The sequence below is a fragment of the Nitratireductor sp. B36 genome, from assembly GCF_020833685.1.
Lineage (GTDB): Bacteria > Pseudomonadota > Alphaproteobacteria > Rhizobiales > Rhizobiaceae > Nitratireductor.
Genome location: NZ_JACKZY010000001.1, coordinates 1 through 21,362, shown reverse-complemented (window position 1 = coordinate 21,362; position 21,362 = coordinate 1). Strand labels below are relative to the sequence as shown.

Annotated in this window: 34 protein-coding genes and 1 pseudogene; 1 reads left to right on the top strand and 34 read right to left on the bottom strand. The window is 59.8% G+C overall.

Going from position 1 to position 21,362, the window contains the following annotated elements:
• Positions 1-5 precede the first annotated feature (5 nt).
• Entirely contained in the window at positions 6-353 is a 348-nt protein-coding gene (locus tag H7H48_RS00175; RefSeq protein ID WP_229446830.1) for a YggT family protein, read from the top strand.
• Between the two features lie 33 nt (positions 354-386).
• Here the strand turns inward: H7H48_RS00175 and H7H48_RS00170 are convergent, their stop codons facing one another.
• From H7H48_RS00170 to tuf, 34 genes and pseudogenes are all read right to left on the bottom strand, one after another.
• Positions 387-1,178, bottom strand: coding sequence for an ATP12 family chaperone protein (locus tag H7H48_RS00170; protein WP_229446829.1), 792 nt, complete (start codon positions 1,176-1,178; stop codon positions 387-389).
• 32 nt (positions 1,179-1,210) lie between these two features.
• A complete protein-coding gene (locus H7H48_RS00165) occupies positions 1,211-2,068 on the bottom strand; it encodes a DMT family transporter (RefSeq protein WP_229448021.1) in 858 nt (285 codons plus the stop codon).
• A gap of 65 nt (positions 2,069-2,133) precedes the next feature.
• Complete coding sequence (locus tag H7H48_RS00160; RefSeq protein ID WP_229446828.1) at positions 2,134-3,120, bottom strand: RluA family pseudouridine synthase; 987 nt, start codon at positions 3,118-3,120, stop codon at positions 2,134-2,136.
• 24 nt (positions 3,121-3,144) lie between these two features.
• Positions 3,145-3,522: a fluoride efflux transporter CrcB gene (gene crcB, locus H7H48_RS00155; RefSeq protein ID WP_229446827.1), complete on the bottom strand. Its 378-nt coding sequence runs from the start codon at positions 3,520-3,522 to the stop codon at positions 3,145-3,147.
• Positions 3,523-3,568: 46 nt separating this feature from the next.
• On the bottom strand, positions 3,569-4,882 hold the full coding sequence (locus H7H48_RS00150) for a replication-associated recombination protein A (protein ID WP_229446826.1): 1,314 nt from the start codon (positions 4,880-4,882) through the stop codon (positions 3,569-3,571).
• A gap of 23 nt (positions 4,883-4,905) precedes the next feature.
• Positions 4,906-6,399 carry a DegQ family serine endoprotease gene (locus H7H48_RS00145; protein ID WP_370633296.1) on the bottom strand — a complete coding sequence of 498 codons (1,494 nt, stop codon included), beginning with the start codon at positions 6,397-6,399 and terminating at the stop codon, positions 4,906-4,908.
• 185 nt (positions 6,400-6,584) lie between these two features.
• Positions 6,585-7,016 carry a 50S ribosomal protein L17 gene (gene rplQ, locus H7H48_RS00140; protein ID WP_007009539.1) on the bottom strand — a complete coding sequence of 144 codons (432 nt, stop codon included), beginning with the start codon at positions 7,014-7,016 and terminating at the stop codon, positions 6,585-6,587.
• A gap of 50 nt (positions 7,017-7,066) precedes the next feature.
• Entirely contained in the window at positions 7,067-8,077 is a 1,011-nt protein-coding gene (locus tag H7H48_RS00135) for a DNA-directed RNA polymerase subunit alpha (RefSeq protein ID WP_229446824.1), read from the bottom strand.
• A 97-nt stretch (positions 8,078-8,174) separates the two neighbouring features.
• Positions 8,175-8,564, bottom strand: a complete 390-nt coding sequence (gene rpsK, locus H7H48_RS00130; RefSeq protein ID WP_007009537.1) for a 30S ribosomal protein S11 — start codon at positions 8,562-8,564, stop codon at positions 8,175-8,177.
• Between the two features lie 135 nt (positions 8,565-8,699).
• Entirely contained in the window at positions 8,700-9,068 is a 369-nt protein-coding gene (gene rpsM / locus H7H48_RS00125) for a 30S ribosomal protein S13 (RefSeq protein ID WP_007009536.1), read from the bottom strand.
• Between the two features lie 199 nt (positions 9,069-9,267).
• Entirely contained in the window at positions 9,268-9,852 is a 585-nt protein-coding gene (locus H7H48_RS00120; protein ID WP_065815258.1) for an adenylate kinase, read from the bottom strand.
• A complete protein-coding gene (secY, locus tag H7H48_RS00115) occupies positions 9,849-11,189 on the bottom strand; it encodes a preprotein translocase subunit SecY (RefSeq protein WP_229446823.1) in 1,341 nt (446 codons plus the stop codon). Before secY ends, H7H48_RS00120 begins: the two co-directional genes overlap by 4 nt.
• A gap of 132 nt (positions 11,190-11,321) precedes the next feature.
• Positions 11,322-11,798, bottom strand: a complete 477-nt coding sequence (rplO, locus tag H7H48_RS00110; protein WP_229446822.1) for a 50S ribosomal protein L15 — start codon at positions 11,796-11,798, stop codon at positions 11,322-11,324.
• Between the two features lie 19 nt (positions 11,799-11,817).
• Positions 11,818-12,018, bottom strand: coding sequence for a 50S ribosomal protein L30 (gene rpmD, locus H7H48_RS00105; protein WP_229446821.1), 201 nt, complete (start codon positions 12,016-12,018; stop codon positions 11,818-11,820).
• A 66-nt stretch (positions 12,019-12,084) separates the two neighbouring features.
• Positions 12,085-12,642, bottom strand: coding sequence for a 30S ribosomal protein S5 (rpsE, locus tag H7H48_RS00100; RefSeq protein ID WP_229446820.1), 558 nt, complete (start codon positions 12,640-12,642; stop codon positions 12,085-12,087).
• 81 nt (positions 12,643-12,723) lie between these two features.
• The gene (gene rplR / locus H7H48_RS00095) at positions 12,724-13,083 is read right to left on the bottom strand and encodes a 50S ribosomal protein L18 (protein ID WP_007009530.1); all 360 of its coding nucleotides are present in this window, start codon (positions 13,081-13,083) and stop codon (positions 12,724-12,726) included.
• Between the two features lie 11 nt (positions 13,084-13,094).
• Complete coding sequence (gene rplF / locus H7H48_RS00090) at positions 13,095-13,628, bottom strand: 50S ribosomal protein L6 (RefSeq protein ID WP_007009529.1); 534 nt, start codon at positions 13,626-13,628, stop codon at positions 13,095-13,097.
• Positions 13,629-13,666: 38 nt separating this feature from the next.
• Entirely contained in the window at positions 13,667-14,065 is a 399-nt protein-coding gene (rpsH, locus tag H7H48_RS00085; RefSeq protein ID WP_229446819.1) for a 30S ribosomal protein S8, read from the bottom strand.
• Positions 14,066-14,077: 12 nt separating this feature from the next.
• Positions 14,078-14,383, bottom strand: coding sequence for a 30S ribosomal protein S14 (rpsN, locus tag H7H48_RS00080; protein ID WP_007009526.1), 306 nt, complete (start codon positions 14,381-14,383; stop codon positions 14,078-14,080).
• 27 nt (positions 14,384-14,410) lie between these two features.
• Positions 14,411-14,968, bottom strand: coding sequence for a 50S ribosomal protein L5 (gene rplE / locus H7H48_RS00075; RefSeq protein WP_229446818.1), 558 nt, complete (start codon positions 14,966-14,968; stop codon positions 14,411-14,413).
• The gene (rplX, locus tag H7H48_RS00070; RefSeq protein ID WP_007009524.1) at positions 14,961-15,275 is read right to left on the bottom strand and encodes a 50S ribosomal protein L24; all 315 of its coding nucleotides are present in this window, start codon (positions 15,273-15,275) and stop codon (positions 14,961-14,963) included. Before rplX ends, rplE begins: the two co-directional genes overlap by 8 nt.
• 12 nt (positions 15,276-15,287) lie before the next feature.
• On the bottom strand, positions 15,288-15,656 hold the full coding sequence (rplN, locus tag H7H48_RS00065; protein WP_007009523.1) for a 50S ribosomal protein L14: 369 nt from the start codon (positions 15,654-15,656) through the stop codon (positions 15,288-15,290).
• A gap of 65 nt (positions 15,657-15,721) precedes the next feature.
• The gene (rpsQ, locus tag H7H48_RS00060) at positions 15,722-15,964 is read right to left on the bottom strand and encodes a 30S ribosomal protein S17 (RefSeq protein ID WP_223020755.1); all 243 of its coding nucleotides are present in this window, start codon (positions 15,962-15,964) and stop codon (positions 15,722-15,724) included.
• An 11-nt stretch (positions 15,965-15,975) separates the two neighbouring features.
• The gene (rpmC, locus tag H7H48_RS00055; RefSeq protein ID WP_229446817.1) at positions 15,976-16,176 is read right to left on the bottom strand and encodes a 50S ribosomal protein L29; all 201 of its coding nucleotides are present in this window, start codon (positions 16,174-16,176) and stop codon (positions 15,976-15,978) included.
• Positions 16,177-16,190: 14 nt separating this feature from the next.
• Entirely contained in the window at positions 16,191-16,604 is a 414-nt protein-coding gene (gene rplP / locus H7H48_RS00050) for a 50S ribosomal protein L16 (RefSeq protein WP_229446816.1), read from the bottom strand.
• 20 nt (positions 16,605-16,624) lie between these two features.
• Positions 16,625-17,332, bottom strand: a complete 708-nt coding sequence (rpsC, locus tag H7H48_RS00045) for a 30S ribosomal protein S3 (RefSeq protein WP_223020757.1) — start codon at positions 17,330-17,332, stop codon at positions 16,625-16,627.
• A complete protein-coding gene (gene rplV / locus H7H48_RS00040) occupies positions 17,332-17,721 on the bottom strand; it encodes a 50S ribosomal protein L22 (RefSeq protein ID WP_007009518.1) in 390 nt (129 codons plus the stop codon). Before rplV ends, rpsC begins: the two co-directional genes overlap by 1 nt.
• 2 nt (positions 17,722-17,723) lie before the next feature.
• A complete protein-coding gene (gene rpsS, locus H7H48_RS00035) occupies positions 17,724-18,002 on the bottom strand; it encodes a 30S ribosomal protein S19 (RefSeq protein ID WP_009452531.1) in 279 nt (92 codons plus the stop codon).
• Positions 18,003-18,018: 16 nt separating this feature from the next.
• The gene (gene rplB, locus H7H48_RS00030) at positions 18,019-18,855 is read right to left on the bottom strand and encodes a 50S ribosomal protein L2 (protein WP_229446815.1); all 837 of its coding nucleotides are present in this window, start codon (positions 18,853-18,855) and stop codon (positions 18,019-18,021) included.
• A gap of 21 nt (positions 18,856-18,876) precedes the next feature.
• Positions 18,877-19,170 carry a 50S ribosomal protein L23 gene (locus H7H48_RS00025; protein WP_007009515.1) on the bottom strand — a complete coding sequence of 98 codons (294 nt, stop codon included), beginning with the start codon at positions 19,168-19,170 and terminating at the stop codon, positions 18,877-18,879.
• Positions 19,167-19,787, bottom strand: coding sequence for a 50S ribosomal protein L4 (gene rplD / locus H7H48_RS00020; RefSeq protein WP_229446814.1), 621 nt, complete (start codon positions 19,785-19,787; stop codon positions 19,167-19,169). The genes H7H48_RS00025 and rplD overlap by 4 nt, the downstream gene beginning before the upstream one ends.
• Entirely contained in the window at positions 19,787-20,509 is a 723-nt protein-coding gene (gene rplC, locus H7H48_RS00015) for a 50S ribosomal protein L3 (RefSeq protein WP_007009512.1), read from the bottom strand. Before rplC ends, rplD begins: the two co-directional genes overlap by 1 nt.
• A gap of 84 nt (positions 20,510-20,593) precedes the next feature.
• Positions 20,594-20,902 (bottom strand): 30S ribosomal protein S10, encoded by a 309-nt coding sequence (rpsJ, locus tag H7H48_RS00010; protein WP_007009511.1) that lies wholly within the window; start codon positions 20,900-20,902, stop codon positions 20,594-20,596.
• A gap of 61 nt (positions 20,903-20,963) precedes the next feature.
• Positions 20,964-21,362: pseudogene (gene tuf / locus H7H48_RS00005) on the bottom strand (elongation factor Tu); the annotation flags it as partial.

Genomic DNA, 21,362 nt, shown 5'->3' with positions numbered 1-21,362 from the left:
GAAGCATGGCTGCATTTCCAATCTGGGTACTGGTGCTGGACTATGTGTTGGGCGTCATCATGTGGACGCTGATCGGGCGTGCCGCCATGGGCATATTCCTGCCCGAAGACTCCAGCTTTTTCTTCATGCGCTTTTTCGTGCGCGTCACCGATCCGATACTGAAACTGTTTCGGCCCATCACGCCGGGCTTCCTGCTGGAACCGCTGGTGCCGGTCTACGTCGCCTGGTTCTTCTTCATGATCCGGTTCTACTTGATGCCCTGGCTGCTCGGATACTCGGTCATGGGAATGCTCTCGTTTCCGTTGGAAAGCGAGATTGCCGGTGTCATCTACCAGATGTTCGGTGGCCGGTAGCGGCTGGCAACAGCCAGCCGAAGCCTACCGGTATCAGTCGAGCGCAGCCAAAAGCTTTGCGGCGGCCATCATGTCGCGTTCGCGAAAGGCGCGGCGCTGTGCGGCCTCGCCATCCTCTCCCCACAGGGAAATGTTCCAATCCTCGTCCACATGAGCGGCTTTCCATGCCGCCAGGGGATCGAGTGCGCCAGCTTCCACCGCGAGTGCCAGCAGCGCCGACCCTGTCAGCGTGGTCATTACATGAAGAGCCGCCAGTCGGAAGGGATCGTTTTTCTGGCGCAAATACGCGCTCACGGCAGCGATTGCCTCTCGGGGCTGCTCCACATGGATCACCCCCTCCGCCAGCACGAAATGCGCGCCCATATGCTCCTGCGCCCAATCCAGAACGGGATCCCAGGCCTCTGCCTGCAGTGCCACCAGTCGTTCCGGAGACGCTGCGCGGTAGCACAGAAGATCGCCCGTGCTGTAGCGCAGAACATCCTCCAGCACAGCCTGGCTGTGAACGGCAACGCCGTCTATCGCCGTGTTGACAAGCCGGGTCACAGGCATCGTCGCAGGATCGATGTGCTCACCTTGAGCCTCATATTCCGCTGCCACCAAAAGCGCTGCCGCCTCGTTGGGCAAAACAACGGCGCTTGCTCCCGGGGTCCGCACCGACTTGCCGTCGAGTTGAACCGAGAAACCACCCTCCTCGTCGGCACTCAGCGAGACTTCGTTGTAAAAGCGCTTGGGAAGTGGTTTGCGAATGGTGCTCTGCGCCCGTCGGATCGGATCTAGCTCCGCCGGGGTCTTTCCGCTTTCAAGATCGTTCAGAAGGTCGCGCATGGGTCTACATATAGTGTGTGTTTGTCATTTCGCTATGCGGGGACGACGCGACGGCGCGGCCGGTTGACCACGGTCAGTCCGATGGCGATCAGACAAAGAGCCAGAAGGATTTTGATAGTCAGGGGTTCGCCCAGAAGAAGGCCACCCGACAAAACGCCGAAGACTGGCGTCAGGAAAGCGAAACTGGAAAGCCCTGATGCAGGATAACGGCGCATCAGCCAGAACCAGACGAGATAGGTGAAGGAGACGACGAACACGGCCTGGAACACCAATGCACTGGTTGCCAGTGCGCTTACCTCGCGCAAAAGCGACCCGCCGAACGGGATGAATGGAACGGTAACAATGGCCGAAACGGAAAGTTGGTAGAGCAAAGTCTTTTCCGCTCCTGCATTGGAGAGGCTGGACTGTTTGATAACGACAATCGTGGCGGCCCATGCAATGCCCGCGACGAGACACAGAACATCGCCAAAGAGCGCATCGGGTCCCGGTAGGCTGAGACTGTCCGAGAAAACAAGCACCACGCCTGCAAAGGCCAGGAGAAGCCCGCCGAATTTCAGCGCCGACATCTTTTCTCCGAGGAAGAAATGGCCGCCAAGCAGGACCCAAAACGGCATTGTGTTGAGCATCAGAGCGCCGCGCGCAGCCGATGTGTAATCGAGACCGAGAAATACCAGGATGAACTCGAAACCGAATAGAAGCCCGGCCAGTATTCCCGGTCTCAGAGTGCCATCGCGCTCAAACAGGTGAATGCCGCGGTAGCGGCACCAAAGGAAAACGAGCAATGTAGCCACCGCAGAACGCAGAAACATGGACAACATTGGATTGAAGCCGACATTGGCCAGCTTGATGGCAACCTGATTGACGCCCCATGTCAGGGTCAAGCCGAGCATAATGACGGTCGCGAACGCATCTATTGCGTCTTGCCGACCCGTCGTCTGGCCGGGAGACAGCGCCGTCACGCGCCCTCCTCCGCAGAGGCTTCATCAAACCCGAGAAGGTTCCAGCTCTGGCGCATATGGGGAGGCAGCGGTGCCGTCACGTCAATCTTGCCGCCCCCCGGATTCGGGATGACGATGCGGCGCGCATGCAGATGCAGACGTTTCTGGATGCCGCCGGGAAACTCCCAGTTCTGATCGGCTTCGAAATATTTCGGATCGCCGATGATCGGGCACCCGATATAGGCAGCGTGAACGCGAAGCTGGTGCGTACGGCCCGTATAGGGCTCCATTTCGAGCCAGGAGAGCGCTGAACCAGCCCTTTCCACAATCCGATAGTTGGAAACGGCATGATCGGAATCCGGCTCGCCGTGTTTCACGACGCGCATGCGGTCGCCATCGGGCGTTTGCTCCTTGGCGAGCCAGGTGGAGATGCGCGCTTCGTCTTTGTTGGGCACGCCCTTCACGAGAGCCCAATAGGTCTTTTTCGTGTCGCGGGCGCGAAAGGCCTCGGCAAGCCGCATGGCCGCCTGACGCGTGCGCGCCACCACGAGCACACCCGACGTGTCGCGGTCGAGGCGATGGACCAGGCGCGGCTTTTCGCCCTTCTTGTTCCGCAGCGCCTCCAGCATGCCGTCCACATGACGATTGACGCCCGAACCACCCTGCACGGCAAGACCGGCCGGCTTGTTGAAGACAAAAACCTTCGGATCCTCATAGAGCAACATTTGAGAGAGCGCTTCAGCATCGCCTGTGTTGCGCAGGCTGTGGGCGGTCGCCTGCCCATCGCCCTTGCGGTCGACATCCAGAGGGGGCACACGCACCACCTGCCCCGGCTCGAGACGCGTGTCGGCCTTGGCACGGCTGCCACTCACCCGGATCTGGCCAGAGCGCAGGAGCTTTTGCAAATGACCGAAACCGAGCCCTGGAAAATGCGTCTTGAACCAACGGTCAAGCCGCATTCCGCTCTCGTCCTTGTCCACTTCGATCTGCTGTACGCCAGCCATTTCACATATCCATAAAAAGTCGTCTCAGGCGAAATGCCGAACCAGATACAGCCCGCCGAACAGCGCGGCAATCGCGCCGCAGACACTAACAAGCACATAAGATGCGGCCAGCAAATTTTCGCCCCGTTCCCACAGGACGGCAACATCAAGCGAAAAAGCCGAGAACGTCGTGAACCCGCCGAGCAGCCCTGTGGCCATGAACAATCGCAATTCCGGCGAAGCCCCTACACGCCGTGCAAGCCACTCGACGAACACGCCCATTACAAATGAGCCGGCCAGATTGACCGTCAGCGTCCCCCAGGGAAAGCCAGTTCCAAGCAACCGCATGGCAGCAAGGCCGGTCAAATGTCTCAGGCTGGCGCCGATTGCCCCGCCGGCAGCTACGATCAGCAGATGGTTCATGCCGCCCTTTTCGCAGAAGCTGCGCAAAAATCAACAAGCGTCGACATCATGGCTCTCCCCGCTCCTTGCGCAGGCGCGCCCAATAATCCAGCCGCTTGCGGATCTCACGTTCAAAACCCCGCTCCGGCGGGTCGTAATAGCGCTTGCGCCCCATCTCTTCGGGAAAGTAATTTTGCCCGGAAAACGCATCCGGCTGGTCGTGATCATAGGCATAGCCGGCCCCGTAACCGGTCTCCTTCATGAGTTTGGTCGGCGCGTTGAGAATGTGCTTGGGCGGCAGAAGGGAGCCGTTGGCCTTCGCGTCGGCAAAGGCCTGTTTGAAAGCGGTGTAGACGCCATTCGATTTCGGTGCTGTCGCCAGATAGACACAAGCCTGCGCCAGAGCGAGCTCGCCCTCCGGCGATCCGAGATATTCATAGGCATCCTTGGCCGCATTGGCGATGACGAGAGCCTGAGGATCGGCAAGACCAATGTCTTCCACAGCCATGCGCACAAGCCTGCGGCCGATATAGAGCGGAGTCTCGCCCGCATCGAACATGCGGCAGAGATAATACAGTGCCGCGTCGGGATCGGAGCCGCGAACGGATTTGTGCAGGGCGGAAATCAGATTGTAGTGCCCGTCCTGCCCCTTGTCGTAGACAGGGGCACGGCGCTGGGCGACACGCTGCAGCGCCTCCGCATCGAACACCTCGCCCTCCCGCGCCGCACGCCAGACCTCTTCGGCAAGCGTGAGCGAAGCGCGTCCATCGCCATCGGCCATGCGCACAAGAACCGCCCGCGCCTCTTCATCCAGCGGCAAAGGCTTTTCCTCCAGCGCCTCAGCGCGTTCGAGCAGGCGCAACAGGCTTTCCGGTCCGAGCGTGTTGAAATTGAGCACACGGGCACGCGACAGAAGCGCAGCGTTGAGCTCGAAGGACGGGTTCTCCGTTGTCGCGCCGACCAGCACGACGGTGCCGTCCTCCATCACCGGCAGAAACGAATCCTGCTGCGAGCGATTGAAGCGATGGATTTCGTCGACGAACAGAAGCGTCTGCCTTCCCTGACTGCGCCTGAGACGGGCCGCCTCGAACACTTTCTTCAAGTCCGCCACGCCTGAGAAGATCGCCGAGATCTGCTCGAAGGCCAGCTCCGTTTCACCGGCCAGAAGACGCGCGACCGTGGTTTTGCCGGTGCCCGGCGGTCCCCAGAAGATGAGCGACCCCAGCGAGCGGCTTGCGATCATGCGGGTCAAAACCCCATCGGGGCCCGTCAGATGCTCCTGGCCCACCACCTCGTCGAGTTTCTGTGGCCGCAGGCGATCAGCGAGCGGACGGTTGACGCGCGCGCCGCTTTCATCGGGATTGGAAAAGAGATCACTCATTGGTCAGTCATCGAACAGGCAGGTCAGAAGCGCAGGCGCTGACGCAATATGCGCCCGTCCCGCTCCACGGAAAAGGCCCAGCGGCGGCTTGTGTCACCGGCCACGACCTGCATCGTTTCCACGTCTTCAATCTCGATCCCGTTGACCTCGCGGATGATGTCGCCCGGGCGCAGGCCGACACTGGCAGCGGGCGAACGCCGGTCGACCTCCAGAATGACGACCCCCTTCTTGTTCAGTGGCAGTTTCAGACGCTGGGCAAGACGCGGCTCGAGAGCGGCAATGGCTGCGCCGGCGAAGGGCCCACGCCCCTCGAGCGTTACCGGTGTCGGGTCTCCTCCATCGGACAGGCGCTCGAGCGTGAAGCCCAGTTCCAGCGTCCGCCCCTCGCGCAACACGCCGATGACGCCTTTTTCCTCAAGTGGATGCGTCACGAGCCGATACTCGAGCGCATCGGGGTGCTGGATATCAGCACCGTCCATGGCGACCACCACATCGCCGGGTCGCAGGCCGGCACGCTCGGCGGGGCTGTCCGGCGCCACTTCACGCACCAGCGCGCCGACGGGACGCTCCATGCCCAGCGCCTCGGCAATCTGTGCAGTTACCGGATCGAAGGAAGCGCCGAAGAATGGCCGCTCGAAAGTCTCTGCACCGGACAGTGCGGCATTTACCACCGCACGCACCATGTTGGCGGGAATTGCAAAACCGATACCAATGGAACCGCCGCTGCGGCTGACAATGGCGGTGTTGATGCCAATCACCTGCCCCCGCATATCGATCAGCGCGCCGCCGGAATTGCCCGGATTGATCGCTGCATCGGTCTGGATGAAGAAACCGAAATCGGACACGCCCACATGGCTGCGCGCAAGCGCGGACACGATGCCGCTGGTTGTCGTCTGGCCGACACCGAATGGATTGCCGATGGCAAGCACGAGGTCACCCACCTCGAGATTGTCAGAGTTGCCCAATCCGACGGCCGGAAAGGCATCATTGCCGGAGATCTTCAAAACCGCGAGATCGAGTGCCTTGTCTTTGAGCAGGATTTCGCTTTCAAACTCACGCCCGTCCGCAAGCGCCACCTTGACCTCATCTGCATCGCTGATGACGTGATTGTTCGTTACGATGACACCGCTTGGATCGACCAACACGCCGGAACCGAGCGAGGAACGCACGCGCGGCGGCATTTGAGGCCTGCCGAAGAACTGTTCGAAAAACGGATCGCCCATGAAAGGCGACCGCACCTGAACGGTGGACGATGCGTAGACATTCACCACTGCAGGCGACGTTTCCTTGACCAATGGCGCGAACGACAACTGAATATCGGCCCGCCCGAAAGGAACGCGACGTTCTGCAGCTTTCTGCTGCGGGATAGCCAGCGTCCTGCTTTCATCTCCATTCAGAAGGTTGGAAAGGAATCCACGCAGAGTACCGTTTTCATCCTGCTGCGCTTGGACCGAACCCGTGACCACGGTTCCAGCAAAAGAAGCAAAAAGAACAACGCTTAGGAAAACAGAACGCATCCGCATATGCCTGGCCTCTATCCGTTTCTGGAGAATGCTAATGATCGTGCAGCGACGCAAATCGCTTTTCTCAAAGCATTGTGCACATTGAAAGGCTCCGCCCCGTAAAGAATGAAATTTGCGCAACAAAAAAGGGGCCGCGAAGCCCCTTTTTTTTTTTAAAAGCACGTACAAGACTGGCCGGCTTATGCGGCCTCCGCCTCTTCGTTGCCGCCTTCAGCTTCGAGACGCGCACGGTCGGCAGCGCCCTTTGCTTCCACATCGCGGTCAACGAACTCGATGACAGCCATCGGTGCGTTGTCGCCATGGCGGAAGCCCGCCTTCATGATGCGGGTGTAGCCGCCATTGCGCTCTGCATAACGCGGAGCGAGCGTGTCGAACAGGCGCTTGACCAGGCTCTCGTCGCGGATGGCCGAAATGGCCTGACGACGGGCGTGCAGGTCACCACGCTTGCCGAGCGTCACCAGCTTTTCCACGATCGGGCGAAGTTCCTTCGCCTTGGGCAGAGTGGTGACGATCTGTTCATGTTCGATCAGCGAAGCCGCCATGTTGGCAAAGAGCGCCTTGCGGTGGCTTGCCGTCCTGTTCAGCTTGCGGCCGGATTTTCCGTGACGCATGGCCTTTCTCCTTCAATCCCCGTCGCCCGATCTTGGCGGGCTCTACGGGCCTAGTATTGGTCTTCGTAGCGCTTGGCGAGTTCTTCGATATTTTCCGGCGGCCAGTCCTCGACATCCATGCCGAGGTGAAGGCCCATCGAAGCCAGCACTTCCTTGATTTCGTTGAGCGACTTGCGGCCGAAATTCGGCGTGCGCAACATCTCGGCTTCCGTCTTCTGGATCAGGTCGCCGATATAAACGATGTTGTCGTTCTTCAGGCAGTTTGCAGAGCGAACCGAAAGCTCCAGCTCGTCCACCTTCTTGAGAAGCGCCGGATTGAAGGCGAGCTCGGCCACCTGTTCGGCGGGCTGCTCCTTCTGCGGCTCTTCGAAGTTGACGAACAGCGCAAGCTGGTCCTGCAGGATGCGCGCAGCAAAAGCCACCGCGTCCTCGCCCGTCACCGAACCATTGGTCTCGATGGTCATGGTCAACTTGTCATAGTCGAGAACCTGGCCCTCGCGGGTATTTTCGACCTTGTAGGAGACCTTCTTAACCGGCGAGTAGAGGCTGTCGACCGGGATCAGACCGATCGGCGCGTCTTCGGCGCGGTTGCGCTCGGCCGGGACATAACCCTTGCCGTTGTCGACCGTGAATTCCATGCGGATTTCCGCGCCCTCGTCCAGTGTGCACAGCACGTGGTCGGGGTTGAGAACTTCCACATCGCCTACGGTCTGGATGTCGCCAGCCGTCACGGTGCCGGGTCCCTGCTTGCGCACAACCATGCGCTTGGGCCCCTCGCCTTCCATGGAGAGCGCGATTTCCTTGATGTTCAGAACGATGTCCGTCACATCTTCACGCACGCCGGGGATCGACGAGAATTCGTGCAGCACGCCGTCGATCTGCACCGCGGTCACGGCCGCGCCGCGAAGCGACGACAGGAGCACACGACGCAGTGCATTGCCGAGCGTCAGACCGAAGCCACGCTCAAGAGGCTCAGCCACCAGCGTGGTGACGGTGCGGCCCTTGGACGAAAACTCGACCTTGTTCGGCTTGATAAGCTCTTGCCAGTTTTTCTGGATCATTCCGGGTTCCTTCCGTTACCCCGCCACAATCCATTCGTGACGGGCGATCTGGAAAACCACAGAGGAGCGCCGAAGCGCTCTTGCGGCAAAACTCTGATTATACGCGGCGCTTCTTGCGCGGACGGCAACCATTGTGCGGGATCGGCGTCACATCGCGAATGGACGTGATGGTGAAGCCGGCAGCCTGCAGCGCGCGCAGCGCGGACTCACGACCCGAACCGGGGCCGGAAACCTCAACCTCAAGCGTGCGCATGCCATGCTCGGCAGCCTTGCGGGCGCAGTCCTCGGCAGCAACCTGGGCCGCAAACGGGGTCGACTTACGCGAGCCCTTGAAGCCCTGTGCGCCAGCGGACGACCAGGCAATGGCATTGCCCTGTGCGTCCGTGATGGTGATCATCGTGTTGTTGAAGCTCGAATTGACGTGAGCAACACCCGACGAGATATTCTTACGTTCGCGACGCCGAACGCGTGCGGCTTCCTTGGCCATAATCTTCCTTTCAGTCGATCTCTACACCGCCGTAACACCAGCGGCTCCACCTGGAGAAGCGAATAGTGGTTAGCGAGTAGCGGGTAGAAACAAGATCGGCTTCTATTCGCTATTCGCTATTCGCTACTCACTCAATTACTTCTTCTTGCCGGCGATTGCCTTGGCAGGGCCCTTGCGGGTGCGTGCATTGGTGTGCGTGCGCTGACCGCGGACCGGAAGCGAACGACGGTGACGCAGGCCGCGATAGCAGCCCAGGTCCATCAGACGCTTGATGTTCATCGAAACTTCGCGGCGAAGATCACCCTCAACGCGCAGGTCGCGATCGATCGTCTCGCGGATGGCGAGAATCTCGGCATCGGTAAGCTCGCTGACGCGACGCTCGAGCGGGATGTTGACCTGCTTGACGATATCCCCGGCGGTCTTCGGACCGATACCGTGGATATACTGAAGCGCAATCACAACGCGCTTGTTGGTCGGAATATTGACGCCTGCAATACGGGCCATCTTCTTCTCCATGTGAGCCGGTTCCCCGGCGCTTCGTTTGCCCGCGTCCGGTGGAGGCCGGCCCTTGCGGGAGATGATTGTTCCTACAAACAAGAAGGCCGAGCCTGACGGCCCGACCAACGTTACGTTCGATCAGGAGACCGAGTGGCATTAATCGATAAACACCACGCAGTCAAGCACTGCCGAAGAACGCCTCGGCCTAAAGTGAAGCGAGGACCTGCTCGATCTCTGCTGTCACCTCATCGATGGACTTCATCCCATCGACCCGCCGCAGGAAACCCTTGGCATGATAATAGCCAATCAGCGCTGCAGTCTTTTTGTAGTATTCGCGCAGGCGCTCGTCGAAAACCGCAGCATTGTCATCCTTGCGCGGCGTCTGGCCGGCAGCGATGGCATCCTGCGCACGCTTTTCGATACGCCCCACCAGAGCCGCGTCGTCGACCACAAGCTCAATGGTCGCATCGAGCTTGACTTCGCGTTCGGCCAGCATCGCCTCAACGGCATCAGCCTGCGCAAGAGTTCGCGGATATCCGTCGAGAATAAAACCGTTCGCGCAGTCGGGCTGATCGATACGTTCTGCAACGATCGCGTTGACGATCTCGTCCGACACCAGCTCCCCGGCATCCATCACGGCTTTCGCGCGCTTGCCGACTTCCGTTCCGGCTGCAACCGCGGCCCGCAACATGTCACCCGTGGAGAGTTGCGGAACGCCGTGCTTCTCGACCAGCCGCTGGGCCTGAGTGCCCTTACCCGCTCCCGGCGGTCCAAGAAGTATAAGCCTCATCGTCCCCTCTTACCCCCACGCAATTTGGATTTCTTGATCAGCCCTTCATACTGATGGGCAATGAGATGTCCCTGCATCTGGGCAACAGTGTCGAGCGTAACGCTCACCACGATCAGCAGAGACGTGCCGCCGAGATAGAAGGGAACGCCGGTGGCCGAAATCAAGAACTCCGGCAGAAGGCAGATCAAGACAAGATAGATGGCACCGATAACGGTGATACGCGTCAAAACATAGTCGATATATTCTGCCGTGCGCTCGCCAGGACGGTAGCCCGGAATGAAGCCCGAATGCTTCTTCAACTGGTCGGCCGTATCCTTCGGATTGAACACGATGGCCGTGTAGAAGAAGGCGAAGAATGCAATCAGCGCCGCGTAGAGAAACATGAACAGCGGCTGACCATGGCCCAGAGAGGCCAACATGGTGGACGCCCAGCCAGGAAGCTGTGTCGTGTCGGAGAAACCGGCGACAGTTGCAGGCAGCAGCAGAAGCGACGAAGCGAAGATCGGCGGGATCACACCGGCCGTGTTGAGCTTGAGCGGCAGGTGCGACGTGTCGCCCTGGAACATGCGGTTTCCGACCTGGCGCTTGGGATACTGGATCAAAAGGCGGCGCTGGGCGCGCTCGAAGAACACGATCACGGCAATCACCGCAACGACCAGAACAATGATCGCGAGGATGAGGCCGGTCGACAGCGCGCCAGTGCGGCCAAGCTCGAGCGTGCCGCCGATGGCAGAAGGCAGACCAGCGACAATGCCGGAGAAAATGATGAGAGAGATGCCGTTACCTATACCGCGAGCGGTGATCTGCTCACCCAGCCACATCAGGAACATGGTGCCGCCGACAAGCGTGATAACGGCGGAAATACGGAAGAACCAGCCCGGATCAGCAACGATGTTCGCGCCGCCTTCCAATCCCACGGCAATGCCGTAGGCCTGAACCGTCGCGAGAATGACCGTGCCGTAGCGTGTATACTGGTTGATGACCTTGCGGCCCTGCTCACCTTCCTTCTTCAGCTGCTCGAGCGACGGGACGACCGATGTCATGAGCTGCATAATGATGGAGGCGGAAATATACGGCATGATGCCGAGGGCAAAGATCGCCATGCGCTCCACGGCGCCACCGGCGAACATGTTGAACATGCCCAGAACACCGCCAGACTGCTGCTGAAAAGCCTGAGCGAAAGCATCCGGGTTGATGCCCGGCATCGGGATATAGGTGCCCAGCCGATAAACCAGCAACGCCCCGAGCGTGAACCAGATGCGTTTCTTGAGATCCTCAGCCTTCGCGAAGGCCGCGAAATTGAGATTGGACGCAAGCTGTTCCGCTGCCGATGCCATGAAGAATTCTCCGCTTCGTCATGCCCCGCAGATTATCGAATCGATACGGGCACACGTTGTCGAAAACCCGAAATAGGGTCTGACAGGCATAGATGCAAGCGGCGGACAATCGCCCGCCGCCTGTGGATCGGATTACTCGGCCTTGGCCGCTGCTTCGAGCAGTTTGACCGTTCCGCCGGCCTTCTCGATTTTCTCGACAGCAGCCTTGGAGGCACCGGCGACCTCGAGCGTGACCTTGGTCTTCAGTTCACCGTCGCTGAGGACGCGAACACCATCCTTTGCACGGCGCAGAACACCGGCAGAGACCAGAGCTGCCACATCGATAACAGCCTTGCCATCAAGCTTCTTGGCGTCGATCGCGGCCTGAATGCGGCCGAGCGACACTTCATTGAAGTCGTTGCCAAAGATGTTCTTGAAGCCGCGCTTGGGCAGACGGCGATAGAGTGGCATCTGACCACCCTCGAAGCCGTTGATCGACACGCCCGAGCGTGACTTCTGGCCCTTCACGCCGCGGCCACCGGTCTTGCCGGTGCCCGAACCGATGCCCCGCCCGACGCGCTTGCGCGACTTGGTGGCGCCTTCTTTATCCCTGAGTTCGTTCAGTTTCATAATATCGCTCCTGGGATCCTCAGGCCTCGTCCACGACGCGGACGAGATGTTGCACTGACGCGATCATGCCGCGCACGGACGGCGTGTCCTCAAGCGTGGAACGGCGGTGCATCTTGTTCAAACCAAGGCCGATCAGCGTCTGGCGCTGGTTGGCCGGGCGGCGGATCGGGCTGCCGATCTGTTCGACGGTGACCGTCTTGCCCTTCTTCTTCTCTGCCATTTTCATCAATCCTTGCAAACCTGGCGATCAAAGCCCGTTGGAAAACGAGCCGATCTGCCGTGATCCTTATTCCTCGCCGCCTGCAGCAGCGCCGCGGCGCGCCTGGAGCGTGGAATATTTAATGCCGCGCTGGGCAGCAACGTCCTTGGGATGCAACTGATGCTTCAGGGCATCGAAAGTGGCACGAACCATGTTGTAGGGGTTCGATGAGCCGAGCGACTTGGCCACCACGTCCTGAACGCCGAGCGTCTCGAAGACGGCGCGCATCGGACCACCGGCGATGATGCCGGTACCAGGCTTCGCGGCGCGCAGGAGAACACGACCGGCGCCATGACGGCCCGAAACATCGTGATGCAGCGTACGGCCCCCGCGCAGCGGAACGAAAACCATCTCACGCTTGGCGCTCTCGGTCGCCTTGCGGATGGCCTCCGGCACTTCGCGTGCCTTGCCATGACCGAAGCCAACACGGCCTTTCTGATCGCCGACCACGACGAGTGCGGCAAAACCGAAACGACGGCCACCCTTCACCACCTTGGCGACGCGATTGATATGTACAAGCTTGTCGACGAATTCGCTGTCGCGCTCTTCACGCTCGCGGCGATCGTCCCTACGTCCTTGTGCCATTGCCCTTTTCCTTGTTCTTTTCCGGAAGCACGGGGTTGAAAATGATAATTCGGGCGCCCCCTTCAGAAGCGCCCGAACGGTTTAGAATTTCAGGCCACCTTCGCGGGCGGCATCGGCCAGAGCCTTGACGCGACCGTGAAAAAGATAGGGGCCGCGGTCGAAGACCACTTCCTCTACGCCTGCCTTCTTGGCGCGTTCTGCAACCAGCTTGCCAACGGCGGCAGCAGCAGCAGAATCGGCACCAGTCTTGATCTGACCCTTGAGGTCCTTGTCCAGGGTCGAAGCAGCCGCGAGCGTATGGCCCTTGGCGTCGTCGATAACCTGGACATAGATGTTCTTGGAGGAACGGTAGACCGAAAGACGGGGCTGGCCATTGGAGACCGCCTTGATCTTCCGGCGAACACGTCCCGCACGCCGCTTGACGGAGACTTTCGAGACCATGGTTCGAGTTCCTACTTCTTCTTGCCTTCTTTGCGAACGATCGTCTCGTCCGCATATTTGACGCCCTTGCCCTTGTACGGCTCGGGGCCACGCTTCTTGCGAATCTCAGCCGCTACCTGACCGACAACCTGCTTGTCGATGCCTGCGATGACGATTTCGGTCGGCTTCGGACAGCTGATGCTGATTCCTTCCGGAGCCTCGTAAATCACTTCGTGGCTATAGCCAAGCGAAAGCTGCAGGTTTTTTCCCTGCATCGCAGCACGGTAACCGACGCCATTGATCTCAAGACGCTTCTCGAAACCGTCCTTCACGCCCTGAAGGATGTTGGCGATCTGCGTGCGCGACATGCCCCATTTGGAGCGAGCGTCCTTGGACTGATCGCGCGGGTCAACAGCGATTGCGTCGTTCTCGAGCTTCACCAAAACTTCGTCGTTGACGACGAACTTCAGTTCACCCTTCGGCCCCTTGGCCGTCACGGTCTGGCCCTCGACCTGGGCAGTAACACCCTGTGGAACCGGGACCGGCTTTTTGCCAATGCGAGACATTTGTCTGCCCTCGTTCTTTGCGTATGCCTGCTGCCGGATCAGAAGATCTGGCAGAGCACCTCGCCGCCCACATTCTGTTCGCGCGCCTCGTGATCAGCCATCACGCCCTTGGGCGTTGAAAGGATGGCGATACCGAGACCGTTGGCGACCTGCGGGATGGATTTCACCGACACATACACGCGACGGCCCGGCTTCGAAACACGCGCGATCTCGCGGATCACGGAGCCACCTTCGGCATATTTCAGCTCGATTTCGATCTCGGACTTGCCATTGTCATAGTCGACCTGGCTATAATCGCGGATATACCCTTCGGCCTTGAGAACATCGAGCACACGGGCACGCAGACGCGAAGCCGGGGTAGAAACCTTCGGCTTGTTGCGGCCGATGGCGTTGCGGATACGGGTCAGCATATCGCCGAGCGGATCATTCACGGACATCGTTCTTACCCCTTACCAGCTCGACTTGACCAGGCCCGGGATGAGCCCGTTATTGCCCAGTTCACGCAGCGCGACACGCGACATCTTAAGCTTGCGGTAATACGCACGCGGACGCCCGGTCACATCGCAACGGTTGCGGATACGCGTCTTGGACGAGTTGCGCGGGAGAGCAGCAAGCTTGAGCTGCGCCTGGAAGCGCTCCTCGATCGGCTTGGACTGATCCTTGACGATCGCCTTGAGCTCTGCGCGCTTTGCAGCGTAGCGATCGACCATCTTGCGTCGACGCTTGTTCTTTTCGACTGCGCTGACTTTTGCCATTTAAAGTGTCCTTCTTCTCGCCTGCCGTTACTGCCGGAACGGGAAGTTGAAGGCCTTGAGCAAGGCCCGCGCTTCGTCGTCGGTTTTTGCAGTCGTACAAACGATGATGTCCATTCCCCAAATCTGATCGACCTGATCATAGTTGATCTCGGGGAACACGATATGCTCCTTCAGGCCCATGGCGAAGTTGCCACGGCCGTCAAAGCTCTTCGGGTTCAGACCGCGAAAGTCGCGGACGCGCGGAAGCGCGATCGTCACGAGGCGGTCCAGAAACTCATACATGCGGTCCTTGCGGAGCGTCACCTTGGCGCCGAGCGGCATGCCCTCGCGCACCTTGAAACCGGCGATCGACTTCGAAGCACGGGTGATGACCGGCTTCTGACCGGCGATTTTGGCAAGATCCTCAGCAGCCGAAGTCGGCTTCTTGGAATCGCCCGTCGCCTCGCCAACACCCATGTTGATGACGATTTTGTCGATGCGCGGCACCTGCATCTCGTTCTCGTACTTGAAAGTATCGAGGAGTTCCTTGCGGATCACCTCATCATACTTCTTCTTCCAGCGCGGCTGGTACTGAGCATTAGCCATCGATCAATTCTCCAGAGCGCTTTGCCACGCGCACCTTCTTGCCGTCTTCCTGGACCTTGAAGCCAACGCGGGTCGGCTTGCCATCCTTCGGGTCGGCCAGCGCCAGGTTCGACAGGTGGATTGGCGCTTCCTTCGTAATGATGCCGCCCTCTGCCTGAGCGGACTGCTTCTGATGGCGGCGAACCAGGTTGACACCGCGCACGAGCGCCTTGTCTTCCTTCGGCATCACCTTCACCACTTCGCCGGTGCGGCCCTTGTCCTTGCCGGCGAGCACGACGACGTTGTCGCCTTTTTTGATCTTCTGCATATCCCCGGCCTCCTAGAGCACTTCCGGCGCGAGCGAAATGATTTTCATGTGGTTTTTGGCGCGAAGCTCGCGCGGAACCGGTCCGAAAATACGCGTGCCGACGGGCTCTTTCTTGTTGTCGACGAGAACAGCTGCGTTCTTGTCGAAACGGATGACGCTGCCGTCAGCGCGGCGAATGTCCTTCGCCGTGCGCACAACAACCGCCTTCATCACGTCGCCCTTCTTTACGCGGCCGCGCGGGATCGCCTCTTTCACGGAAACGACAATGATGTCGCCCACGGAGGCATACTTCCGCTTCGAACCGCCAAGCACCTTGATGCACATGACACGACGGGCGCCGGAATTGTCCGCCACATCGAGGTTTGTTTGCATCTGAATCATGACTGGCCGCCTTCTCGTTCAATGGAAAGCGGCTCAGATACTCCGCTTCCCGGCAATTTCAATGTTTATTGTGCCTGGGCGTCTTTGAGGACGACCCAATTTTTGTCCTTCGAAATCGGCGCGGTCTCCTGAATCATGACCACATCGCCGACCTTGCACGCATTCTCTTCGTCATGCGCCTTGTACTTCTTGGACATACGCACCGTCTTTTTCATCATCGGATGGGTAAAGCGACGCTCGACACGGACGACAACGGTCTTGTCGTTCTTGTCGCTCACCACGGTGCCCTGCAAAACGCGCTTTGGCATGTTCGCTGTCCTCAGGCCTTGCTGCCGGCCGACTTCTCGGCCGCGATTGTCTTAATGCGCGCAATATCCCTACGGATTTCTTTCACGCGCGCGGTTTTCTCGAGCTGTCCGGTCGCTTTCTGGAAGCGGAGGTTGAACTGCTCTTTCTTGAGTTTTGTCAGCTCATCGTTGAGCTGGTCCGGCGTCATCGCCCTGACATCAACAGCCTTCATAGCGTTCGCCTTTCCTACTCTGCAATACGCTGCACGAAGCGCGTCTTGACCGGCAGCTTTGCAGCGCCCAGACGCAGCGCTTCACGCGCAATGTCTGCACCAACGCCATCGATCTCAAACATGACGCGGCCGGGCTTAACACGGCAGGCCCAATAGTCAACGGAGCCCTTGCCCTTACCCATACGAACTTCGGTCGGTTTCGACGTGACCGGGACGTCCGGGAAAATGCGGATCCAGACGCGACCCTGACGCTTCATGTAGCGTGTGATCGCGCGGCGGGCCGCTTCAATCTGGCGCGCAGTAACGCGCTCCGGCTCGAGCGCCTTCAAACCGAAGGACCCGAAGTTGAGTTCCGTGCCGCCCTTGGCAGCGCCGTGGATACGGCCCTTGAACTGCTTGCGGAACTTTGTGCGCTTTGGTTGCAGCATCGTTCTCTACTCCAAAATTCCTAAGCGTTCTCGCGACGCCGGTTGCTGCTACCGCCCTGGTCACCCTCGGTGGCACGGCGCTCGGAAGCCATCGGATCATGCTCAAGGATCTCGCCCTTGAAGACCCAGACCTTGACGCCGCAAATGCCATAAGCGGTTTTTGCTTCGGCCGTGCCATAATCGACATCGGCGCGCAGCGTGTGCAGCGGAACACGGCCCTCGCGGTACCATTCCATGCGGGCGATTTCCGCACCGCCAAGACGACCCGCACAGTTGATACGGATGCCCTCGGCACCAAGACGCATGGCCGACTGGACGGCACGCTTCATGGCACGGCGGAAAGCCACACGGCGCTCGAGCTGCTGAGCGATCGACTGAGCGATCAGCGTGGCATCGATCTCCGGCTTGCGGACCTCGACGATGTTCAAATGTGTTTCCGCATTCGTCATCTGCGAGACCTTGCGGCGCAGCTTCTCGATGTCCGCACCCTTCTTGCCGATGATCAGGCCCGGACGCGCAGAGTGAATGGTCACGCGGCACTTCTTGTGCGGACGTTCGATCACGACCTTCGAGATGGCAGCCTGCTTCAGCTCCTTCTCGATATAGTTGCGGATCTTGAAATCCTCATGCAGCAGATCGCCGTACTCGCCGTCATTGGCGTACCAACGAGAGTCCCACGTGCGGTTGATACCGAGACGGAACCCGATCGGATTGATTTTCTGACCCATCAGGCGGCCTCCACTTTCTCTTCCACTTCACGCACGACAATCGTCAGATGTGAAAATGGCTTCTCGATGCGGCTGGCGCGGCCACGACCACGCGCATGGAACCGCTTCATGACGATCGACTTACCGACATGGGCTTCGGCCACGACCAGCGCATCCACGTCCAGGTCGTGATTGTTTTCCGCATTTGCAATTGCCGATTCCAGCGTCTTCTTGACGGTTTCGGCGATCCGCTTGCGCGAAAACTCCAGGTCGGCGAGCGCAGTCGCCACCTTCTTGCCGCGGATCATCGCAGCAACGAGGTTCAGCTTCTGCGGGCTGACGCGGATCGTGCGCAATACGGCACGGGCCTCATTGTCAGCAAGCCTGCGCGGCGCTTTGGCCTTGCCCATCGTTATTTCCTCTTTGCCTTCTTGTCCGCCCCATGGCCGTAATAGGTGCGGGTCGGAGCAAATTCACCAAACTTGTGACCGACCATCTCCTCGGAGACGGAAACGGGAATGTGTTTTTGGCCGTTGTAAACACCGAAGGTCAAACCCACGAACTGGGGCAGAATGGTGGAGCGACGGCTCCACATCTTGATGACCTCGTTACGGCCGCTATCGCGCACCTTCTCGGCCTTCTTCAGAAGATAGCCGTCGACGAAGGGGCCTTTCCAGACTGAACGGGACACTTGCCGCTACCTTTCCTTAGCTCTTGCGCTTGTGGCGCGAGCGCATGATGAACTTGTCGGTCGACTTGTTCGACCGGGTCTTCATGCCCTTTGTGGGTTTGCCCCAGGGCGACACAGGGTGACGGCCACCGGAGGTACGGCCTTCACCACCACCATGGGGGTGATCGACCGGGTTCATGACGACGCCGCGGTTGTGCGGGCGTTTGCCCATCCAGCGCTTGCGACCGGCCTTGCCCAGGCTGACATTGCCATGGTCGGGGTTGGACACCGCGCCGACGGTTGCAAAGCAACGACCAGACACCAGGCGCTGTTCGCCCGAATTGAGGCGAAGGATCGCCATACCCTGGTCACGACCGACGAGCTGAACATATGCGCCGGCTGAGCGTGCGATCTGACCGCCCTTCTCGGGCTTCATCTCAACATTGTGCACGATCGTGCCGATGGGCATCGCCGCGAGCGGCATCGCATTGCCCGGCTTTACGTCGACCGCCTTGTCGCTGGCGATGATCTTATCGCCGGCAGCCAGACGCTGCGGAGCGAGGATGTAGGACAGCTCGCCGTCTTCGTAACGCACCAGCGCGATGAACGCCGTACGGTTGGGATCGTACTCGATACGCTCCACCGTCGCCGAGATATCAAGCTTGCGACGCTTGAAGTCAATCAGACGGTAGGTGCGCTTGTGACCGCCACCCTGAAAGCGAGCGGTGATGCGACCCGTGTTGTTGCGGCCGCCCTTGCCCGTCAGCCCCTGGGTCAGGCCCTTGACGGGCTTGCCCTTGTGAAGGCCGGAGCGGTCAACGATGACCAGCTGGCGCTGGCCTGGGGTTACCGGTTTAAACTTCTTCAGTGCCATTGTCTCTTCCTCGCCGCCCGATTAGAGGCCAGTCGCGATGTCGATGGAATGACCTTCGGCCAGCGTGACGATCGCTTTCTTCACGTCGCTCTGGCGGCCAATCGTTCCGCGAAAACGCTTCACCTTGCCCTTGCGAACAAGCGTATTGACACCGGTCACCTTGACGCCAAAGAGCGCCTCGACAGCAGCCTTGATTTCCGGCTTCGTCGCCTTGCGGTCCACATTGAAGACCACCTGGTTGTTTTCCGACGCCATTGTCGATTTCTCGGTGATCGCCGGGCTGACGATCACGTCATAGTGGCGAAGCTCCGTCATTTGAAACGCTCCTCAAGGGCCTCGACGGCGGCCTTGGAAAGGACCAGCGTGCCGCGGCGCAGAATGTCGTAAACATTGATGCCCTGCACCGGCAGAACGTCGATGTTGGCGATGTTTTGGGCAGCGCGCTTGAAGCCGGCATCGACTTCGGCGCCACCGATCAGCAGAGCGTTGCTCAGGCCGAGCTTGGCGAAGCTCTCCACCAGGGACTTCGTCTTGCCGTCGGCGAGTGCCAGATCATCAATAATGATGAGGCTGGAATCCTTCGCCTTGGCCGACAGGGCATGCTTAAGGCCGAGCGCACGAACCTTCTTGGGAAGATCGTGGCTGTGGTCGCGAACGACCGGACCATGAGCACGGCCACCGCCGCGGAACTGAGGCACGCGAGCCGAAGAGTGACGCGCGCGACCCGTACCCTTCTGACGGTACATTTTCGCGCCGGTACGCGCGATCTCCGAGCGTCCCTTGGTCTTGTGTGTGCCCTGCTGCTTCTTGGCAAGCTGCCAGCGCACAACGCGGTGCAGGATGTCTTCGCGGGGGTCCAGACCGAAAATCTCATCCGAGATCTTCAGCTTCCCGGCATCCTTGCCTGCGAGGGTCGTAACTTTAATGTCCATTATTCAGCCCCCTCGGTGGCGGCAGCTTCTTCAGCCTTTGCAGCGCCATTGCTACGGATAGCGGCCGGCATCGGCACATTGTCTGGCAGCGGAGCCTTAACGGCGTCACGCACTGTAATCCAAGCACCCTTGGAACCGGGAACGGCACCGCGGACCAGAATAAGGCCACGCTCGGTGTCGGTAGAGACGATCTCCAGGTTCTGCGTGGTCACGCGATGCGCGCCCATGTGCCCGGCCATCTTCTTGCCCTTGAACACCTTGCCGGGGTCCTGGCGCTGACCGGTCGAACCATGCGAACGGTGCGAAACCGAGTTACCATGGGTTGCACGGCCACCACCGAAATTGTGGCGCTTCATGACACCCTGGAAGCCCTTACCGATCGAGGTGCCCGTCACATCGACCTTCTGGCCGGGGACGAAATGCTCGACCGTGATCTCGGCGCCGACATCCAGAAGGTTGTCGGGCGACACACGGAACTCGGCCACCTTGGCCTTAGGCTCGACGGAAGCGGTCGCGAAATGGCCGCGCAGCGCCTTCGACGTGTTCTTCACCTTGGCCAGTCCAACGCCAAGCTGAACAGCCGTATAGCCGTTCTTCTCCTCGGTACGCTGCGCAACGACCTGACAGTTCTCCATGCGCAGAACCGTCACGGGCACATGCTCGCCCGCTTCGTTGTAGACGCGTGTCATACCGATCTTTTGTGCGATAACACCTGAACGCATCGGTTCGATTTCCTTTCGGGGTTCCCAGCCCCTCACCCGTTGTCACGGACAGAGGCTCGGGTTCCTGACTTTTTGTCTTGCGCCCTAGAGCTTGATCTCGACATCCACACCAGCAGCGAGGTCGAGCTTCATCAGCGCGTCGACCGTCTGCGGCGTCGGATCGACAATGTCGAGCAGCCGCTTGTGGGTGCGCATCTCAAACTGCTCGCGGCTCTTCTTGTCGATGTGAGGAGACCGGTTCACAGTAAACTTCTCGATACGCGTGGGCAGCGGCACCGGGCCGCGCACGTTCGCGCCCGTGCGTTTCGCCGTAGACACGATTTCCCGCGTCGAGGCATCAAGAACGCGATGATCAAACGCCTTGAGGCGGATACGGATATTCTGTCCGTTCATGTGTCACTTCCTTGTTCCGCTGCGACGCGGGTAACCGCGCCGCGTCGGAAGGTTGCCGTTCTTACTCAGTGATCGATGCGACGATGCCGGCACCGACGGTGCGGCCGCCTTCACGGATAGCGAAGCGCAGCTTCTCTTCCATGGCGATCGGCACGATCAGCTCGACGTCGACCGTCACATTGTCGCCCGGCATCACCATCTCCGTGCCTTCCGGAAGGTGAACGATGCCCGTCACGTCCGTCGTACGGAAGTAGAACTGCGGGCGGTAGTTCGTGAAGAACGGCGTATGACGGCCGCCCTCTTCCTTCGTCAGGATGTAGGCTTCTGCCTTGAACTTCGTGTGCGGCGTAACCGAACCCGGCTTGGCCAGAACCTGACCGCGCTCAACGCCCTCACGCTCGACACCGCGAAGAAGCGCACCGATGTTGTCGCCAGCCTGGCCCTGATCCAGAAGCTTGCG

Excerpts from the sequence above, each read along its gene's own strand:
- H7H48_RS00175 (WP_229446830.1), top strand. The coding sequence starts at position 6 with ATGGCTGCATTTCCAATCTGGGTACTGGTGCTGGACTATGTGTTGGGC.
- H7H48_RS00165 (WP_229448021.1), bottom strand. The coding sequence starts at position 2,068 with ATGCTCGGCTTGACCCTGACATGGGGCGTCAATCAGGTTGCCATCAAG.
- rpmD (WP_229446821.1), bottom strand. The coding sequence starts at position 12,018 with ATGGCAGAGAAGAAGAAGGGCAAGACGGTCACCGTCGAACAGATCGGC.
- rplB (WP_229446815.1), bottom strand. The coding sequence starts at position 18,855 with ATGGCACTGAAGAAGTTTAAACCGGTAACCCCAGGCCAGCGCCAGCTG.
- rplR (WP_007009530.1), bottom strand. The coding sequence starts at position 13,083 with ATGGTCTCGAAAGTCTCCGTCAAGCGGCGTGCGGGACGTGTTCGCCGG.
- H7H48_RS00160 (WP_229446828.1), bottom strand. The coding sequence starts at position 3,120 with ATGGCTGGCGTACAGCAGATCGAAGTGGACAAGGACGAGAGCGGAATG.
- rpsQ (WP_223020755.1), bottom strand. The coding sequence starts at position 15,964 with ATGCCAAAGCGCGTTTTGCAGGGCACCGTGGTGAGCGACAAGAACGAC.
- rplV (WP_007009518.1), bottom strand. The coding sequence starts at position 17,721 with ATGGGCAAGGCCAAAGCGCCGCGCAGGCTTGCTGACAATGAGGCCCGT.
- rplN (WP_007009523.1), bottom strand. The coding sequence starts at position 15,656 with ATGATTCAGATGCAAACAAACCTCGATGTGGCGGACAATTCCGGCGCC.
- H7H48_RS00145 (WP_370633296.1), bottom strand. The coding sequence starts at position 6,399 with ATGCGTTCTGTTTTCCTAAGCGTTGTTCTTTTTGCTTCTTTTGCTGGA.
- H7H48_RS00170 (WP_229446829.1), bottom strand. The coding sequence starts at position 1,178 with ATGCGCGACCTTCTGAACGATCTTGAAAGCGGAAAGACCCCGGCGGAG.
- H7H48_RS00120 (WP_065815258.1), bottom strand. The coding sequence starts at position 9,852 with ATGAGGCTTATACTTCTTGGACCGCCGGGAGCGGGTAAGGGCACTCAG.
- rpsM (WP_007009536.1), bottom strand. The coding sequence starts at position 9,068 with ATGGCCCGTATTGCAGGCGTCAATATTCCGACCAACAAGCGCGTTGTG.
- rpsN (WP_007009526.1), bottom strand. The coding sequence starts at position 14,383 with ATGGCAAAAGTCAGCGCAGTCGAAAAGAACAAGCGTCGACGCAAGATG.
- H7H48_RS00135 (WP_229446824.1), bottom strand. The coding sequence starts at position 8,077 with ATGATCCAGAAAAACTGGCAAGAGCTTATCAAGCCGAACAAGGTCGAG.
- rpsC (WP_223020757.1), bottom strand. The coding sequence starts at position 17,332 with ATGGGTCAGAAAATCAATCCGATCGGGTTCCGTCTCGGTATCAACCGC.
- secY (WP_229446823.1), bottom strand. The coding sequence starts at position 11,189 with ATGGCATCGGCAGCGGAACAGCTTGCGTCCAATCTCAATTTCGCGGCC.
- rplC (WP_007009512.1), bottom strand. The coding sequence starts at position 20,509 with ATGCGTTCAGGTGTTATCGCACAAAAGATCGGTATGACACGCGTCTAC.
- crcB (WP_229446827.1), bottom strand. The coding sequence starts at position 3,522 with ATGAACCATCTGCTGATCGTAGCTGCCGGCGGGGCAATCGGCGCCAGC.
- rpmC (WP_229446817.1), bottom strand. The coding sequence starts at position 16,176 with ATGAAGGCTGTTGATGTCAGGGCGATGACGCCGGACCAGCTCAACGAT.
- rplX (WP_007009524.1), bottom strand. The coding sequence starts at position 15,275 with ATGCAGAAGATCAAAAAAGGCGACAACGTCGTCGTGCTCGCCGGCAAG.
- rplP (WP_229446816.1), bottom strand. The coding sequence starts at position 16,604 with ATGCTGCAACCAAAGCGCACAAAGTTCCGCAAGCAGTTCAAGGGCCGT.
- rplQ (WP_007009539.1), bottom strand. The coding sequence starts at position 7,016 with ATGCGTCACGGAAAATCCGGCCGCAAGCTGAACAGGACGGCAAGCCAC.
- rpsK (WP_007009537.1), bottom strand. The coding sequence starts at position 8,564 with ATGGCCAAGGAAGCCGCACGCGTTCGGCGTCGCGAACGTAAGAATATC.
- rpsE (WP_229446820.1), bottom strand. The coding sequence starts at position 12,642 with ATGGCACAAGGACGTAGGGACGATCGCCGCGAGCGTGAAGAGCGCGAC.
- rplF (WP_007009529.1), bottom strand. The coding sequence starts at position 13,628 with ATGTCTCGCATTGGCAAAAAGCCGGTCCCGGTTCCACAGGGTGTTACT.
- rpsH (WP_229446819.1), bottom strand. The coding sequence starts at position 14,065 with ATGTCCGTGAATGATCCGCTCGGCGATATGCTGACCCGTATCCGCAAC.
- rplD (WP_229446814.1), bottom strand. The coding sequence starts at position 19,787 with ATGGACATTAAAGTTACGACCCTCGCAGGCAAGGATGCCGGGAAGCTG.
- rplE (WP_229446818.1), bottom strand. The coding sequence starts at position 14,968 with ATGGCTAATGCTCAGTACCAGCCGCGCTGGAAGAAGAAGTATGATGAG.
- H7H48_RS00150 (WP_229446826.1), bottom strand. The coding sequence starts at position 4,882 with ATGAGTGATCTCTTTTCCAATCCCGATGAAAGCGGCGCGCGCGTCAAC.
- rpsJ (WP_007009511.1), bottom strand. The coding sequence starts at position 20,902 with ATGAACGGACAGAATATCCGTATCCGCCTCAAGGCGTTTGATCATCGC.
- rplO (WP_229446822.1), bottom strand. The coding sequence starts at position 11,798 with ATGAAACTGAACGAACTCAGGGATAAAGAAGGCGCCACCAAGTCGCGC.
- H7H48_RS00025 (WP_007009515.1), bottom strand. The coding sequence starts at position 19,170 with ATGACGGAGCTTCGCCACTATGACGTGATCGTCAGCCCGGCGATCACC.